The 12,823-nt window shown below is 37.1% G+C and carries 15 protein-coding genes; 4 read left to right on the plus strand and 11 right to left on the minus strand.

From position 1 onward, the window contains the following. From RAO94_00655 to RAO94_00705, 11 genes are all read right to left on the minus strand, one after another. Positions 1-372: hypothetical protein (locus RAO94_00655; protein ID MDP8320837.1), on the minus strand; the 372-nt coding region annotated here is incomplete at its 3' end. Between the two features lie 76 nt (positions 373-448). Further along, on the minus strand, positions 449-1,009 hold the full coding sequence (locus RAO94_00660; protein MDP8320838.1) for a hypothetical protein: 561 nt from the start codon (positions 1,007-1,009) through the stop codon (positions 449-451). Next, positions 1,002-2,234 (minus strand): VWA domain-containing protein, encoded by a 1,233-nt coding sequence (locus RAO94_00665; protein ID MDP8320839.1) that lies wholly within the window; start codon positions 2,232-2,234, stop codon positions 1,002-1,004. The genes RAO94_00660 and RAO94_00665 overlap by 8 nt, the downstream gene beginning before the upstream one ends. Before the next feature lie 465 nt (positions 2,235-2,699). Beyond that, entirely contained in the window at positions 2,700-3,806 is a 1,107-nt protein-coding gene (locus tag RAO94_00670) for a VWA-like domain-containing protein (protein MDP8320840.1), read from the minus strand. A 2-nt stretch (positions 3,807-3,808) separates the two neighbouring features. Beyond that, the gene (locus RAO94_00675) at positions 3,809-4,300 is read right to left on the minus strand and encodes a hypothetical protein (GenBank protein MDP8320841.1); all 492 of its coding nucleotides are present in this window, start codon (positions 4,298-4,300) and stop codon (positions 3,809-3,811) included. A gap of 8 nt (positions 4,301-4,308) precedes the next feature. Next, positions 4,309-5,157: a DUF3150 domain-containing protein gene (locus RAO94_00680; protein MDP8320842.1), complete on the minus strand. Its 849-nt coding sequence runs from the start codon at positions 5,155-5,157 to the stop codon at positions 4,309-4,311. Positions 5,158-5,169: 12 nt separating this feature from the next. Further along, positions 5,170-6,171, minus strand: a complete 1,002-nt coding sequence (locus tag RAO94_00685) for an ATP-binding protein (protein MDP8320843.1) — start codon at positions 6,169-6,171, stop codon at positions 5,170-5,172. A gap of 71 nt (positions 6,172-6,242) precedes the next feature. After that, positions 6,243-6,599, minus strand: a complete 357-nt coding sequence (locus RAO94_00690; protein MDP8320844.1) for a hypothetical protein — start codon at positions 6,597-6,599, stop codon at positions 6,243-6,245. A gap of 9 nt (positions 6,600-6,608) precedes the next feature. Further along, positions 6,609-7,346 carry a hypothetical protein gene (locus tag RAO94_00695; protein ID MDP8320845.1) on the minus strand — a complete coding sequence of 246 codons (738 nt, stop codon included), beginning with the start codon at positions 7,344-7,346 and terminating at the stop codon, positions 6,609-6,611. A gap of 218 nt (positions 7,347-7,564) precedes the next feature. Further along, positions 7,565-8,446, minus strand: a complete 882-nt coding sequence (locus tag RAO94_00700; GenBank protein MDP8320846.1) for a tyrosine-type recombinase/integrase — start codon at positions 8,444-8,446, stop codon at positions 7,565-7,567. A gap of 131 nt (positions 8,447-8,577) precedes the next feature. After that, positions 8,578-9,108: a hypothetical protein gene (locus RAO94_00705; protein ID MDP8320847.1), complete on the minus strand. Its 531-nt coding sequence runs from the start codon at positions 9,106-9,108 to the stop codon at positions 8,578-8,580. A 669-nt stretch (positions 9,109-9,777) separates the two neighbouring features. Between RAO94_00705 and RAO94_00710 the strand changes: the two genes are divergently transcribed. From RAO94_00710 to RAO94_00725, 4 genes are all read left to right on the plus strand, one after another. Next, on the plus strand, positions 9,778-10,329 hold the full coding sequence (locus RAO94_00710) for a hypothetical protein (GenBank protein ID MDP8320848.1): 552 nt from the start codon (positions 9,778-9,780) through the stop codon (positions 10,327-10,329). A gap of 1,069 nt (positions 10,330-11,398) precedes the next feature. Further along, positions 11,399-11,791 carry a CRISPR-associated protein Csx20 gene (csx20, locus tag RAO94_00715; protein ID MDP8320849.1) on the plus strand — a complete coding sequence of 131 codons (393 nt, stop codon included), beginning with the start codon at positions 11,399-11,401 and terminating at the stop codon, positions 11,789-11,791. Further along, the gene (locus RAO94_00720) at positions 11,788-12,495 is read left to right on the plus strand and encodes a hypothetical protein (GenBank protein MDP8320850.1); all 708 of its coding nucleotides are present in this window, start codon (positions 11,788-11,790) and stop codon (positions 12,493-12,495) included. The genes csx20 and RAO94_00720 overlap by 4 nt, the downstream gene beginning before the upstream one ends. Further along, positions 12,470-12,823 (plus strand): hypothetical protein (locus RAO94_00725; protein MDP8320851.1); only part of this gene is annotated, 354 nt, incomplete at its 3' end. The genes RAO94_00720 and RAO94_00725, both read left to right, overlap by 26 nt.

The raw sequence follows: 12,823 nt of genomic DNA on the forward strand, positions 1-12,823 counted from the left end.
GTCTAATTCTTGCTGCTCATAATAAAAATGATAGTCAGAAAAATTGAAATCGCCACTGGGATATACATACAATACACCCTGAATTGAAAAACCTTTGTGATAACCACAATATCTAATCTCAGCATCTCTCTGCAGACCCTTGCCGTTACGAGTAAAACCTACTACTAATTCAGGATTCTCAGACTGATAAATAAACCATCGTGGGTATCCCCTCCCAATCTCTTCAAATTTTCCGGTATTTCTAGTTGAAGCGCATCCTGTGGCTAATATCATATGGATTATCAGTATTAAATATATACCAAAAATATTTTTAACAGATATATATGATATATTACTATCATTTTTTTTGTATACCAATTTTCTTATATTCATACCATCTCTTTCATATTAATAACAAATAGAAAAATAATAACCCAAAGCCCAGTAATGGACTTTGGGTTTAACTTTGCTACCGTTTACTTTCGTACTTTTCTTTGTAGTCTTCGAATTTTTGCTCTTCTTTTTCAAGCTCTTTAAAAGCCTCTGAAGATCTCCATCTGGTATACTCCTTATGTCCCTGCAAGCCATCATTAAAGGATTGATTAAAAATTTTGGGATTAATATACATTACAGCTGCACCAGAAAAGTGACCCTTTTCCTTGATTATAATAGGACTACCAAAAATACTGGATCCTGTGATAATATTATTGGAAGTTGCCTTCCATACCTGTAAGAATGTCGCGTTTACTTCACTTCCATCCAGATCGGTAGTTTCTTCAAGGTAACCTCTTTGTAACTTACTCACTTTTGCCTCTAATTGAGCAGTTAAGGCAGCCTTACCTAAACCATCTAAATTTTCTCTCAAGATATCCCTTCTCGCCGATTGTGATTCAACAACTACTGCCGGTGTGCCTAATTCTTGTAAATCAGCGACAGCATCATACAATTCCGAAAATGGATCCTGGTTTTTATTCACCGAGCATCCACTTAAGATTATGATCATAAAAGCGATAACAATAATTTTATTCATTTTTAACTCCTGTTTTTTCAAATACTTCTTTATCCAATTCATCAAATGGATCATTAGAAGTTTTGATTTCATTTACATTAGCAATATTAGTTACGATATTATCTTTTCTTTTGAGAATTGGGACATATATACACAATTCTCCTGGTCCGTCTTCCATAATTTCGATATTGAATTCTCTTTTCTGATCACTTCCCCATTCTATTTCAGGGATTCCGATAATTTCAAGTTTGTGGTTTCCAACACTTAAATCCTTGATACATAGTTGATCTTTATCGATAAACATTTTCTGAATAGTTACACCGCGGAGCACCTTGTAACTTGTTATTCCTACATATACACTGTCTATAAAAACGTAACTTCCTGGCAAATTGGAAGTTACAATCAAATCTTTACCAATATCAGTTTCTCGCAAAGTGATAATAGTTCTATATCCTAATTTTGTTAGAAAACTGCAACCTGCTTTGCCATTAGCAAACTGAACAGCAACATTGTTCTTACCTGTTTGAAATGAGTCTAAATTCAAAGGTGTTTCACCATAATCTACACCATTGATTGTAACTCTTTTTCTATCCGGGATTGATAAAACAGTAACCTTGCATGTTTCCTTCATATTTTGGTACTTTTTATTATAAGACATTATAATATTAGTGTAAATATCTTTTAAATCACTACTGTCATTGGAAATTACAAATTCTCCGTTAGTTATTTTTGATAAACGAGTTAAGCCTTGCACATTTACATCGCCCATCCCAATTCCATATATATAAATCCCTTCTGAAACATTTATCTTCTCAATTTCACTTAGCGATAATAAACTTCCCGTATCGTACCCATCTGTGAAATATACAATAATTTTATTACCATCCTGTTTTTGTAATTCAGAAGTCGCTCTCACAATAGCATCATATAACCTGGTATTCCCTCCCGTTTCAATTGATCTTAATGATCTAACCAAAGTGGAAGTATTGCTTGAAAATGTTTCATGAATTTCAATTGAACTTGAAAAACTGACTATCAGGCCTTTATCATTATTTTTCATTTTGTTGATAAAGTGTTCAACTCCCATTTTCAAATCATCAATACTATTTTGCATACTACCACTTTTGTCAACTAACAAAACAAAATTATTAGAATAATCTTCTTCAATCAATTCAAAACATTCACATTGAATTTGTGCAGTTAAAAATATAAACAAAAATAAAACACATGCTTTTAGTATTCTCATGACAAATTCCCCTCCTGATTCTATTTTTCTGAAAATTTACTATTTCACACACTACTCAGAAAAATATACTATTTTATCTTTTCTTAATACGATTTCCACATGAATTTATTTCTTTACTATACCTTGATAAACATCAACATTTTATTAATCTCTTTTATTTTCTTAATTCATACTCTGTCAATAAATTTTTTCCATTTCTGACATCCATGCGGAAGGGATTGTTCGATTTCACGCCAATCTCTCAAACAACTTAGCTTTTCAAGAAGTATAGAATCTTAACCGAATTTGTGTTCTCCTGAGAGATTTTTGCGATATCAAGGTCAGTAATTAATCCCTTTCTCAGGTGTTTTTGATTATTCATTGCCTTCTTCATCACTAAGCCTTTTCTCCAAGATTATTCAAATTGGCTAATAGCTAAAAATTTATTAGAGTGAAACTAGAGCAACGGGAACTTAATCCCGTTGCTCATTCGATGTAAATCACTTCCCCGAAAGGAAGAGAAAAGCCTGTTCTATCAGTCAATACCCACAATGTTGGAAATTCCGGTGGTTGAGGGAAAGACCTGCACCAGCCATCAGTGAAGTAGATTACGCAGGACGGTATAATCTGCTCATTTTCTATATACTCAAACCCAGGCTTGAAATCTGTTCCACCCCCACCCTTGGCATGAAGCTCTAAATCGTATATATTCACAGTTTCTGTATGTGCTACTTTCGTATCAACATATATAACTTCGATCTCAGTTCCAGGATAGATAGTTAGTATTGCACGCAGCTCTGAGGCGAAAATTCTCAGTTCTTTTTGTGATACTGATCCGCTGGTATCAATAATTACTGCTATGGTCCCCAGATCTGGAACATTGAGATCGGGAAGATATAATCCTGAATGAATGTATCTCTTATTAGGTTGTTTCCAGTTATAATCATTCCTGGCATTCTGAGTAACAAAACCCGACAATATTTCCTGCCATGATAGCTTGGGTGCCAGTACTTCCTGGATCATCCTGTCTAATCCTCCCGGCAACTTACCCTGAGCTTTGGCAATAGTAGCAGCACTTGTCAGGGTTATCTTCCAGTTCTTCTCCTGTTGAGCTGCAGAAAGTGATTCTTTGTTACTCATATCCTGCCTGTAATCCTTCACATCACCAATCATAACTGCCTTAGCTGGAAGCTGAGTCTTTTCTGGAAGTTTACTGTAAATAACCTCAGATTCCATATCTTTGAATCTGCTATCCAGCAAAGCTCCCTGCGGCAGTATAAATTCGGCATCCTTTACAATCTGGTTTATGGCATAATCACAGGCAATGTTCCATTTCTCTGGATCACGGTTATTTCTCCTGAACGGATGCAGCATGGCAATGTGGAGCACTTCGTGACAGATAACTGCTTTCACTTCGGCATCGGATAGCGATTCAATGAATTCTGGATTATAGCCCAGTATGACGGAATCAGTATAAGCAGTTTCACACTTTTTATCTTCTTCCAGTTTCAGATGAAGGGCAATTGATGCAAAGAAGGGACTGGATAGAACCAGCCCCGCTCTTGCTTTGATAAGTTTCTTTTCGGTATTCATAACTAACCTGCCTCAGCTTTGAGGAGATTCTGCTGTTTTTTCTTCTGCACAACCCTTTCAAACACGGATTTTGTCTGACTGCGAAGATTTGCTTCTTTATATATATCAAAGACAAACTCATCATCCAGCATAGCTTCCAGTGCCTTTTCTGAAATATCATTAAAATATTCCCCAGCATAAGAGTACAAATTGGCATTTTCGTTTTCCTGCAGCATTTTGTATTTAACCAGCTGCTCTTTACCCAGAAACTTTTCGTCATCAGCATAATCCCCGGCAATCACGATCTGGTCACCTGCCCAGGATCCGATAACTGGATTCGCAGAATGAAGATCACCTCCTCCACGACCATTACCATCTGCCAGCAGCAAAGCAAGTGCTGTTAAAACACCAGCTCTGCTACAGCTGAATTCCATCAACTTGGCACCATTATTGAAAGTATAAGGACTGAGGTATTCCTGTTTATCAAGATTTATTATTTTGTAGTATTGACCCATATTTTCTCCTAAGCTGCCGGCAGATAGTGTTTCATTTTATCGAGTATCTTCTGAGCTTCTGCGGCAGTTTTTGTTCTGACCACATCATTATCTCTCAGAATTTGCGAATCATTAGCAGTAAGTTTCTGTCTTACTTCAAGCAGAGCATCTTCCAGCTTTGGATCGCTGGTGATGTTAAGCCGGGGCAGCAGGTCACAGAGATCAACGATATTATCTACCAGGCTGTTCTTAAACTTATTATCCGGATCTGCTAACCTTTCTGCCATGTGATTGACTACTCTAAAGAGCCGGTTCCAGAGATCATTCATGGCTTCCCTGGTTGAATTCTGAACCTGTCTCTCGATAGATTGCTTGATGGAATCAACTTCACTGTCATTCAACTTAACCCGAAAGTCCTCTGCTTCGGGTACAGGAGTAACCTGACTTGAAAACGCATATTTAGTACGCAGAGTGGATATATCAGGATAGTCTTCCTCGTCGAACATGCCATTCAATCTGAGTTTTGCCTCATTTTTCAAGTCAGGATAAACTCTGATGAAATTAGCCGTTTCTCTATCAAAATCAGCCTGCAGGTTTTGCATTGCTTTCACATAGTTAAAATAATTGGCTGCCGGCAATAGTCTTCCACCATTATCATTCCAGGGAAGAGTGTTTTCATAATGGAATGTCCGGGCAGCAGAGACCATTTTTCTGATATTTGCCAAATATTCATTGGCAATGAGTATCTTATTATATCTACCTGCTTCGTCTGCATTGTATTGAATCTCTATTTCCCGGGATATTTTCCGGTCATATTTTCTCGCTGTCCAGAAACTGATATTCAGATGGACAAGCATAGCTTTTTCATTAAGTGACATTTTTCCTCCTTATTACAAGATCACATCAGAGTGCTTGACTGCCCACTGGGTAAACTCTTCGGTATTTGCCAAAACCTTGTTTCTTTTGATAGTGTCTTTGATCAGCAGTACCTGGAATTCCGCTGGCATTCGCTCAGTATATCTGATTATTTGGGAAAAGTTCTTTTTGTTTGCTTTGGCACTCAAAGCACCGCAGATAGCAAACAGCATAGATGGTTCACGAGGGACGGCAATCTTATCAGGACTTGCTATCAGTTGTTTAATATCAGGCAGGTCCTGATAGATCTTTAAAAAACCCAGAAACTCGGCAGCAAAACCTTCCCCGGCAGCGCCCGATATCATTTCGTATTCCACATCTTTAGGAAGACCTGCCTTCATCATCTTGCCAACATTGGCAATAGTTCTGGGATTAGGTGAGTTGATGATAGCTGCTGTTGGAGTAAAATCATGCAGCATATTAGGTCTGAATCTGATAAAAGCCAGCAGTTCCACTGGCATATCGTTCTCAATTGCCCATTCCACCCAGTCATCGGTTACCACATCCAGTTCCAGAATAGCTGAAAATCGACTCTTTACCGGTTCTAAAATTCCCTGCACACCAGCTCGATCCTGTCTCCTGTTAGTAGCAGCCATGAATACGACATGTTCAGAGACTTTATGACCATTGATCCTGCGCGCTAACAATAAGTTCATCGCACTGGCTTGTACACTAGCACAAGCCTGACCAAGGTCATCAAGGAAAAACGCAGTCGGTTTCGTTGCTTCAATAAGCCGGAGCAGATCACCAAATGGCAAAAATGTTGCTTTGTGTTCTCCTTTCACGGGAAAGGGCAGACCCTTGAAGTCGGTGGGATCAGATACGACCGGATGTGAAAGGATCAATTCTGTGTTTGTTTCCTGGCAGGCTTGTGTTACTATGTCGGTTTTACCAATACCAGGTGCTCCCTTGATCAGAAGGGGATATTTATTTTTGATAGCAAATTTGACAGCTTCTTTAAGTTGTTTAGCTCTCATTATTTCTCCTTATAAATAAAAATGCCGGATTGCTCCGGCTTCAATTGTTAATAGATTCTTGTTTAAGGTTCTTACTGCTCTGGCGCAGTTAGTTTATCACCTTTGACTCTTTGATAGTTCATCACAAATACTGACTGATTTTCGATATAATATCCCCAGCGTTCTCCGTCTTCTCCGGTAAATTCCACTTCACCATCAGCTGCAAACAAAGCAATCCGGAGCAGCCATACCTGATCATAGTACCATTTCGCATAATATTCATCACAAATCAGGCAATTGTAGTCATCAAGAAACAGCAGATCAAGTTCCTGCTCCCAGTCCTCCGCTATTCCAGAAGAAACTTTCATTTTCACCTCAGCTAAAAGACCCTTGAACTCGTCTATCTTATCTATACAGATATCCAGTGACATATTGCTGAAATAGCCCATAATAATTCCTTAGAAAGCTTTGCTCATTTTCTGGACAATTGTCTGGACTTTAAGTTCCTGAAATATCTCTTCATCAAGGTCTGATACTGAAAGGACTTTTCTCCAATAGTAGAGTCTTGGTAACTGTCCTGTCGTAGTTTCTCGGCTATCGGTCTGGGAGCGAAAGAACTGAATTGCTTCGGCAAGTTGCTCGTAAGGACAATAACTGCCGTCAATTTCTACCCGTAATCTGCCGGACTTCAATCTCAGAATGGAGTAAAAACAGCTGGAAATCATTTTTTTGTAGGTTCTCATAAAGTCACTGATCTTAATATTACCGCTGTTGTAAGAAGTAAATTCGATTTCACCGCAGGCTAATTCCTGCCATTCATTTACCGGAGCATCGATAAAATCTACTTCTTCTAAAAATCCGGCAGTATCCCAGATATCCAGCTTGATGCGGGTAATGGCTTTTTCGATACTCATACTCTTCCAGTGATAACAGGGATAGTCTTTTCCGGCGGGGAAACTATCCAGATAGCAGCCATAGGCGATCAGACCATGGTTCTTTTTGAAGATCACGATCCCATTGCCGGGATTACATCCATACGCCAATAATATCACATCGCTGGCAATGTATTTGATAATCGTTCTCGTGTTTGAATAAGCAATTGTGTGTCGACGTGGGTCTCGGGGATTTTCAGTATCATGAGTACTATCCATCCTTGTTAGGATCTCGCTTAAAAGAGGCATTTGGGTTGTTTTCATCGGGTAAACTCCTATCTTAGTGTTTTAGTATTAATAATCTCTTCTGTGGCCAAAAATAGTGTCCAGGTTTCGGCAGATAGCTTCTGCTACATGTCTTAGTAACACAAGCAGAATTCTTTGCAGCTTTGGGCAGATTAGCATAATCTCCTCCTTATTTTGTTGTTGTAAAAAAAAGTAGTCAGGCTCTGGTAAAATTGCTCCTGATATTTAAAGCCTGATCAGACACTGCTGGCAAATTCGGGCTGAAACAGATCCACTACTTCCGAGCCGGGCTGTTCGTGAATGTACATTTCCAGAAGCGTGGCTGGATTGGCATGACCAAGATATTCAGCTACGTATTTGGCTGTCTTGTGACAGGTCTTTAAAAGATAGTTAGCTGTGGAATGACGCAACAGGTGGGGATGGATTTCCTGACCCAGTATTTCCTGACCTGCTGCCTTGATTTTACGATAGAGGTTGGATCGATCCAATCGATGATGACTGCTGTTTTCAAACAAATAGTACTCTCCTTGAAATTCTTGTCTGAGGCCTTTATATAGCTGATGGTCAATGAATACCGTCCTCTGTTTATTGCCTTTACCAACAAGTTTGATCTCTACCTGCTCAGCAGGTGTTATATCCATTAATCTAATGCTGGTCAGTTCTGAGATGCGGCAGCCTGTTTTGAAAAGAAAATCGAAGATCATACCCAGTGTATGTTCTGATCCTTCTATCAGATTCTGCACCTGACCAGAATTAAGATATTTAAGTACTTTCTTATCCTGTTTGACCGGCTTGATCTCAGAAAATATCTCATCTACCATCATCCGTCCCAGGTAGTTTTCTCTGATACCAGGCTGGTGCTTGATAAGCTTCTTCAGGTTCTGGCGGGAAAGGTTCCAGGTAGTGGCTGCCTGCTGGTATTTAATCTCTACCAGAAAATCTGCTATTGACTGTTCACTGACTTTCTGGCGACTGCGAGCCAGATAGTCATTATACTGCTGACCGATGGTACGCAGGTTACGGCGGGAATGTCCTGCCAGACCATTTCGATTATTTTCATACTTGATATGATCAATCACTCGCAGATCTAGCTGCCTGTTGCGTGGAATTAGTTTCATGCGTCCTCCTAGGTTAAATTGTTAAATAAAGTGATAAATAGTTACAACACTACTATTCTATTGTTGTAAATAGAGCTGAAAAGCCCCTCAAATGGTTAATTGGTTACTAGTTAATTAATAGTATTAAGACGTTATCCTGCTTTCTCATGAATGGTTTCCCCATTAGAAAACCTGGCAGCTACTCGCAAGGGGGTACTGAACTGACGAAAAATATCTTCTACTTGCCTGATCAGCTTACTCTCAGCTCTTTCTGCCCATTTACGAGCTAACTCGCTTTTATAGAGTGCCATGCGTTCCGAGCAGGCAGAATAATCCCTGATCGGTTCATAAAACTCCGTCTCAAAGACAGGTTCGCCTTCAATCTTATAGACCAGATCCCAGTCCAGATTGCAACCGGCATAATAGCCAGAACGGATAATAATGGATAACTCCAGATCAACAGAGAAATTCTGATAGCTCTTGCTGAGAGCCAGACCTGTGATTACCCGAGATGGATAACTACGAAGTTCATGCGGATCATTTCCGTCAAAAGTATAATCTACGGGAACTTCAGAAAGAGCTGATCGCAGGTTTTCTAACAGATCTTCATAATCAAACTCATCTGCCAGTTCGCAAGCAAATATACGATTGGCATTTACATTGTGAAAGTTGCTAGTGGACATGTAAAACTCCTTGAAAAGGGACTCTCACCAAATTACTCAGATGAAAACCATATATCCTTCCCATTATATATATGCCAGTATTTTGCCAAATTCGCACTTTTGCGAAAAAAAATCACTCCCTTCTACGTTAAATAAGTTAAAAATATCTTTGCATGAAATATTAAATATAATAGTGTTGCAGTTAAAGGTGAAAGTAAGCAGGATGACTAAATACCCCAAGGAAAAATATATCGCCTGCTTACAATCCGTATAGGTTGATTAGGCCTAGAGTCTCAAGTAATCGGAAGGTAGGATAGAAGCAGAACTTTCTTTCCCCCAAAAAAATATTAAGGAAAACAATGATTAAAAATGTAGAATCTACTACTATTTATTGTGGCATTGATATTTCGAAGTACAGCTTCGATTATCGTTTTGTCAATCGCAAAAAGCAAATACTATGCCAGAGCAGTCTTCCTATTGACTTTCACTCTTTAGATCAACTTAAAAAGATTTCTTATGAAGTAAATAAAATCTCTGCAGTTTGGATTTAAGGAGCAAAAAGAAGTACTTGACAAATAGTAGTTTTGAACCACAAATGGTATATTAATTTTATGTTGTATAGTCTAATGTGATTTGATAAATGAAAACTAAGTTTTATGGTGATGCAAGTTTAATGTGGAGGAATAAGCTATGTTGATTAAGAATCTAAGATTTTTATGGTTACTAATTTTGTTAATAAGTTTAAGCTGTACAAGTGAAAATGTAACTGAAGTAACAGTACAGGACAATAATAATGATCAGGTTTATAGTATTTCACCTCAGAGCGGTTTATTAGGCAACATTGATCTCCATCTGATAGCTGAAACAATTCAAGGCTCTGCGATCGTATTACTGAATGGACCTGGCAGTTCAATTGGATATGATATCCGCGATCTGGCAAATACTTCTATAATTTACTTTGGGGATAGTTATATATCTCCAGGAGGCAATTCGCTGCAAAGCGGCACGTTATTGCCAATAGATCAATGGGTGAAGATCAGGCTTGTTATCTACGAATCAGGATTAGCCGGTTGGATTGTAACATTTCTGCAATACCTTGGACTGGATTTTTTTGACAGCGTAGAAGATTATATGATAGATGAAGTCTTCGAGATCGAAGTAATGCTCGAAGGGGCATCCGGGAACAGGAACTTACTCATGAAAGAGTGGAAAAGGGTAAAATTGAGCGAGGAAACTCAATGAAATATCTATATCTATATGGTGCAAGCATTCAAGGGATACAGAAGTTTATTTTGAGACTAAGTCGAAAATGACTTCTGCATGCAGAGGCGAATTATGCTGCTTTGCAGCAGTGAGTGCTGAGTAGTGAGAAGAAGTCACCCCCTACCTTCTAACCAGTTTACTGTACCATTATTGTTGGTTACTATTCCCTCCTATCCTCCATCAATATCAGAATAAGCTATTGTTATTGTATTCGGGTTACTACTAAATCCAAATTCAACTTCTTAGGGTGAATTATTCCAAGAAATACAGTTCACTAAACTCGGACTGGAAGAATAGGTGCAGTAAATACCACCGCCACTAAATTCCGACGAATTACCCGTAATCGTCACATTCTCTAAACTCCGATTGCTTAAGAATTGCAGTAAATCCCACCACCATTACCAGCCGAATATTCTACATCTGATTATGACATATAAACCAATGAAATATTTCAAAAAACAAGAAGACACACAGCCAGAAAAATATATTTGTAAGATTCCCAGGATAGAAGATATTTTATATTTTGACTTCCCGGGCAATTTCATTTCTATAAATCCAAATAATCCTGGAGAAAAACACAACAGTTACTAAATAACATGAAAACAGGACACTGGAATATATTTTGCTCTTCAAAGTTGCAGTAACAGCTCCTTCCGGGTACAAAATATTATAGTTTGTAAAAAAAATAAGAATTCCATTTTCATAGCTCTTTTCCAAATTTACTGATACACTTTTCAATGACTGGTGCCAAGTATAAACAGCCATGGTATTAGTTGTTCATTTAAGATCATCACATCCAGATAGAAACCAGAAAGAAGAAAAAAAGAATTTGACATAAAGTAACATGAAAAATATATAATACTTTATCATATAAGTATCCAAGGAAACGTTATGCCTTACATTATGGATGTTATGACAGTTTAAGGTTCATAATAGTATTAATTAAGTAATTGAGGGAGTTGATGGTAACCAGCAAGAGCAATTTGTATATGAATTAAATGATAGGGAGATAAGATGTTTTGTCGGGAAAAAAAACTAAGGAAAAGAAATGTCTGAAAGGAAATTGCATCTGTTTTTTTCACATAAGTTAACCACTAACCAGGAAGAAGAAATATTTGGAAAGTTAGGATGTGAAAAAGTAGTGAAACTGCCGGAGGAATTGCTAAGTCAATGGAGTCAAATCAAACCTGAAGGTGAAATAACTATTTTACTTAAACCGTTTCTGGAGTATTTGAAAGAGGAAACATCTGAGAAAGATTACGTATTAGTTCAGGGTGAATTTGGTGTCAGCTTTGCTGTAGTCTCCTGGTGTTTGAAAAACGAAAGGATACCTGTTTATGCCACGACAAGGCGGGTTGTAGAAGAGACAAAGCAGGTTGATGGGTCTATTAAAAAAATCAATATATTTAAACATATACAATTCAGGAGGTATGTATTATGAATTTGATTATTAATCCTATGGGAATTTCGGTTATTAATAAACACATTAGAAAAGATGATAATTTATTTTGCAGGTTTAATGAAATTAAGAAAACCGATATAGAGAATTTTCATGCTGATGATAAAGATGTAAAAGAGTTTGTTAACAGCTATGTGAATCTTATAAAACAAAAAGTAGGCGCATCCAAAGATATTTCGGCAGAACTAAATTCTTTGGAACAAATGCAGAGAGATAATTACATTCAAATTAATCCAGAGAGTGATTTAATTTATTTATTATCTACCCATTCAATTAGTTGTCTAATTGCTACAGAGATAAATCGGACTTTAATCCAAGATAAATTAGGATTTCTTGAGTCCAATATTTCTACCAAGATTTTAGAAGGTATCGATGTTGGAGATGCTAAAAAGTTTGTTAAAACTGGAGTTGATAATACTTTTGCAATATTAAATGAAATATTACTAACAAATAAATCAATAGAAAAAGTAATAATCAATATAACTTGTGGTTTTAAAGCGATGATACCTTTAATTACAGTTTTTAATGAAAGAATTATTGGTGACTTTAAAAAGAAATGTATAATATGTTATCTATATGAAAACAGAGAAAGCATACTCAGTTTTCAGATAGATGGCGAAGATATCATTTCAGCAACAGAAAATATTGAGAGAAAAACAAATGTTAAATCAAATGGATGTATGTAGTTTGAAGTTCTTTGAACCTAAAGGTGGTAATTACCACTGTAATGTAGAAGGATTTGAAGAACTTTTTTTTAGGAAAGATGGATATTTTAAATACGAGGATAAGAAAGATAAGAAAAATAGTAAAAATATATTAGAAATTGAATTGGAACATCACAGTGTTGATAAAATTGAAGCTCTATTATATGACTGGAGTGAGTGGTTAAAAGATAGAGAAAGTAGTTTAAAATTAAGGGTGATTGTATATGATTCTATTGAGATATCAAAATATATTGATAATTATGTGAGCTTGTTATTCATAAAGTCGTTGATTGTGTTCACTAATACTTTT

This window comes from Candidatus Stygibacter australis, from assembly GCA_030765845.1.
In the GTDB taxonomy this organism is placed as follows: Bacteria; Cloacimonadota; Cloacimonadia; order Cloacimonadales; family TCS61; genus Stygibacter; species Stygibacter australis.